This window comes from Stenotrophomonas sp. HMWF003, assembly GCF_003061285.1.
GTDB lineage: Bacteria > Pseudomonadota > Gammaproteobacteria > Xanthomonadales > Xanthomonadaceae > Stenotrophomonas > Stenotrophomonas maltophilia_AP.
The window spans coordinates 1-4,178 of record NZ_QAIW01000364.1; the positions used below are offsets into that span (position 1 = coordinate 1).

General features: G+C 69.9%; 4 protein-coding genes. All 4 read right to left on the minus strand.

The genetic code is table 11. The annotated features are described in order from the left end of the window. Positions 1-1,316, minus strand: a 1,316-nt coding sequence (locus DBR34_RS14835; protein WP_128097364.1) for a transporter substrate-binding domain-containing protein, incomplete at its 3' end; no start/stop codon positions are given. Then, positions 1,313-1,939 carry a response regulator transcription factor gene (locus tag DBR34_RS14840; protein ID WP_128097365.1) on the minus strand — a complete coding sequence of 209 codons (627 nt, stop codon included), beginning with the start codon at positions 1,937-1,939 and terminating at the stop codon, positions 1,313-1,315. The genes DBR34_RS14835 and DBR34_RS14840, both read right to left, overlap by 4 nt. 192 nt (positions 1,940-2,131) lie before the next feature. Next, positions 2,132-3,013, minus strand: a complete 882-nt coding sequence (locus tag DBR34_RS14845) for a LysR substrate-binding domain-containing protein (protein WP_258223963.1) — start codon at positions 3,011-3,013, stop codon at positions 2,132-2,134. Positions 3,014-3,083: 70 nt separating this feature from the next. Next, positions 3,084-4,052, minus strand: a complete 969-nt coding sequence (locus DBR34_RS14850; RefSeq protein ID WP_128097367.1) for a YafY family protein — start codon at positions 4,050-4,052, stop codon at positions 3,084-3,086. Positions 4,053-4,178: the final 126 nt, after the last annotated feature.

Genomic DNA, 4,178 nt, shown 5'->3' on the forward strand with positions numbered 1-4,178 from the left:
GACAGCGCGACGTCGATGCTGCCGTGCGGCGTGAATTTCAGTGCGTTGCCCAGCAGGTTGTTCAGGATCTGGCGGAGTGCGGCGGCGTCGATCCACAGCAGCGGCAGCGGGTCGGGGTGTGTTCGCAGTGACAGCTGCAGGCCGTTGGCGTGGACGCTGGGGCGCACCGCGTCAACGCAGTCGCTGGCCAGCAACCGGACGTCGTGCCAGTCCGGCGCGGGCCGGAAGTGCCCGGCCGCCATGCGTGAGTAGTCCAGTGCGTGGCCGAGCAGATGGCGCAGGCCGTTGCCTGCCGCGCGCGCCGCGTTGACCAGCTGGCGTTGGCCGGGGTCCAGGCCGGACTGGCTCAGCAGGTCCACCGACGTCACCAGCGCCTGCGCGGCATTGCGTACCTCGTGGCTCATCACGCCGATGAAGTGCGCCTGGCGGCGCTCGCTGCGTTGCGCCGACTGCTGGGTGCGCAGCAGCCAGAAGGCCGTGGCCAGCAGCAGCGACAGCGCGGCGCCCGCCCCCAGCGCCTGCCACTGGTAATGCCGGATCAGGGTGCCCATCGGCGGAATGCTGAGGTAGGTGGTGCGTGCCATGCGCTGCAGCACCTGGGCGTGCTGCTGGGGGGTGATCGCCTGCATCGCTGCGTCGATCTCATTGATCATCCCTTCATCGGCGCTGCGCGCCACCAGGTGGATCGTCGCCGGCAGGTCGTCGGGCGCGCGATGCAGCAGCAGGGTGTCGAACTCGCGGCGCACCAGTGGCCGCATCAGCACGTCCAGCCCGAGCGCGGCGTCGGTCACGCCGGTTTCCACCGCCGACAGTGCATCGGGCAGGTCAGCCACCGCGATCACCTGCAATTGCGGGTAATGCCGGCTCAGCCAGGTGCCATAGCGACTCCCGCGGACCACGGCGATGCGGTGGGGCGTGCCGTCGCCCAGCGTGACCTGCGCGCGTTGGGCGTGTCGACTGGCCAGCAACGCCTCGCCGCTGTAGTAGGCGGGCGAGGCGCTCAGCGGGCACGGCGGGCGGTCGGGCAGGCCGACCATGAGCATCAGGTCGGCGCGCTCGTCGCACAACGCCTGCACCGCCGCCCGGCTGGACGGTTCCATGTGTTCATCGAAGGCAAGCCCGGTGCGCGCGCTCACCAGTGCGGCGTAGCCATGCGCCAGGCTGGCGTGGCGGCCCGGGATGGCCTCGCGCGAGAGGGTGCGGTACTGGCCGGGATCGAGCGCCACCCGCACCGTGCGCGGCGTGGCCGAGGCGCCGGCGGACAGGGGCGCGGCCAACGCTGCGATCACCAGCAGACAATGCCAGCGGCCGCTCATAGCGGGGCCAGCTGCGGACGCAGGGTAAACAGGTCGCGATCACTGCGCAGGCCCAGCTTGCGGAATGCGGCCTGCTTCTGGGTGCTGATGGTCTTGATGCTGCGATGGCGGTGCAGGGCGATCTCGCTTACGGTCAGGCCGGACAGGCACAGCCGCAGTACATCGCGTTCGCTGCGTGACAGGCTGGCGTCGGGAAGTGCCTGGCCGAACTCCGACGGCACCCTGCACTGGCCAGTGGCCACCTGGGCAACGGCGTTGGACAACGCGTCCAGGCGCTCGGTCTTGGTCACCATGCCGGCCGCGCCGGCGCGCAGCACCGCCGACAGCATCACCCGGCTGGCGTGCGCGGTGAACAGCAGCAGGCGGACGGCAGGGAAACGGTCCCGCAGCAGTGCCAGCAGGTCCTTGCCGGTCAGGTCATTGCCAGCCAACGTGTAGTCGACCACCGCCACGTCCACGGGCACGCGCGCCAGCGTGGCGATCAGGTCGTCGCTGTGTGCATGGCTGCCGACGACGTCGAAACGGGGGTCGGAAGACAGGTGGACGAAGCTGCCGTGCCGGACAACGTCGTGGTCGTCGAGCAGGGCGATCTTCAGGGTGCAGGGGGAGGCCTGTCCGCTCATGGGATCTGTTTGCTGTTGGACAAAGGAAAGCACGCGAAGGAGAGTGTTTCGGAATTCTCCTCGCTTGGCTGTGCGGCAATGCCGCTTCCTTGCGCATTTGCGACGATTCCTATGTTCAGTTCGCGAGCGCCGTCACTATCCGGTCGAATCCTCTTCGTCGTGGGAGAGTGGGATCGGTGCTGCGTGGCGCGCTCAGCGCCGTTCGCGATCGAGCAGCCGTGCGAAGCGCGCGGCCAGTTCGCCCACCAGGGGATCGGCGCCGGGCCGGTGCAACAGGGCGATTTCCATGCTTTCAACCGGCGGCAGGCCCTGTCGCCGGGTGAGCACGCGATGGTCGCTGGTGGTGGCGCGCGCGGGCAGGAGGCTGATGCCCATGCCGTCGGCAACCGCGCCCTGGATGCCGCTGAGGCTGGAACTGGTGAAGCTGATGCGCCAGCGTCGGCCCATGGCCTCGACGGCGGCGATCAGATCGTCGCGGTACAACCCGAGCGGCGGGAAGGTCACCAGCGGGATCGGGTCCAGGCCGATGCAGGGACTGCGGGCGCTGTCGATCCAGCGCATCGGCTCGGGCCAGCAGGCCACGGCCTGCCGGCTGTTACGGCGTTGCTTGATGAGCACCAGGTCCAGTTCGCCATGGTCGTAGCCATTGGCCAGGTCCCGGCTCAATCCGCTGGTGACCTCCAGTTTCACCTGAGGGTGGCGGCGATTGAAGCTGGCCAGCAGGCGGGTGGTGCGGGCATTGACGAAATCCTCCGGCACCCCGAGGCGCACGGTGATCGCCACGGTCGCCCCGGCCAGCGCCTGCAGCATCTGCTCATTGAGGGCCAGCATCTGCCGCGCGATGCCCAGCAGGGTCTGCCCGGCATCGGTGGGGTGCACTTCGCGGTTGCCGCGCACCAGCAGCGGATGCCCGGCCATGTCTTCCAGGCGGCGGATCTTCTGGCTGATCGTCGACTGCGTGGAATGCAGGCGCGCGGCCGCCGTGGTGAAGCTGCCGCAGTCGGCGACGGTGACGATGGCGCGCAGCAGGTCCAGGTCGAACAGGCTGCGATTGGATGTGGCGGGGGAAGTCACGGTGCCATCCGCATCTGGCAGGGGCTGGAGTTCTAGCATGGCGCCGTGGGGGCGGCAAACGCGGCGCGTCTCAGCCGCCGCCGCGTGCCAGGCTGCGGGCCACCCGTTGCCCAGCATCGCGCAGTTTGTCCTGCAGCGCCGGTGGACCCAGGACCTCGAACTCCAGGTCCAGTGCCATCAACCAGTACACGATGGCGCCCGAGGGACTGGCGCTACAGCGCAGCAGGCAGCGTTGCGCGTCGACGTGTTCCAGCTCGCCTGCGGCGTCGGGAATCTGCCGGCGCATGGTCGCCAGTGGCGCGTGCAGGATGATCCGTGCCGGTTCGCTGGAGTGCGCCAGCGACAGCGACTGGGCCACCCAGGTGCGCAGATCGCCGTTGCCCGGGCCCGCGCGCGGGCTGAAGTGCTCGCCGACCACCGGGGTCGCGGTGATGCGGTCGATTCGGAAGGTGCGCCAGTCTTCGCGCGCGGTGCACCAGGCCACCAGATACCAGCGCCGTTCGGCATGCACCACGCCGTGCGGCTCCACGCGCCGCTGGCTGGGCTGGTCGTTGCGGTCGGCGTAGTGCAGATGCAGCTGCAACTGGTCGCGGCAGGCACCGGCAAGCAACGCCAGCAGTCCGGCATCCACCACCGGGCCGGAAGGACCCAGCGGCAGGATCGCCGACCCCAGTGCATCCAGCCGCCGACGCAGGCGCGGTGGCATGACCTGTTCGAGCTTGACCAGCGCGGTGACCGCGGTCTGCTCGATGCCGCTGACAGTGCCGGTCACGGCGGTGCGCAGGGCCACCGCCGTGGCCAGGGCTTCGTCGTCGTCCAGCAGCAGCGGGGGCAGGGCGCGCCCGGCCCGGAATGCGTACCCGCCGGCCACGCCGCTGCTGGCCTGGATCGGGTAGCCCAGCTGGCGCAGCCGGTCGATATCGCGGCGCAGGGTGCGCGGGTGGACGCCGGTGCGCTCGGCCAGCGCGGTGCCGGCCCAGTGTGGCCGCGATTGCAGCAGGGACAGCAGGCTGAGCAGGCGGGTGGAGGAGGTGAGCATGGCGGCAGTGTGCGCGACGATCGCGGACAGAAGGTGTCCGCAATGGTGGCTAGCCTGTGGGTGTGGTGCAAGGCCCCTGCGGCCGCACCGTCCCATCCAGTCCAACCACACGGAGTTCCGCATGTC

What these genes read in the sequence shown, in the direction of transcription:
- DBR34_RS14840 (WP_128097365.1), bottom strand. Translation starts at nt 1,939, where the DNA reads ATGAGCGGACAGGCCTCCCCCTGCACCCTGAAGATCGCCCTGCTCGAC.
- DBR34_RS14850 (WP_128097367.1), bottom strand. Translation starts at nt 4,052, where the DNA reads ATGCTCACCTCCTCCACCCGCCTGCTCAGCCTGCTGTCCCTGCTGCAA.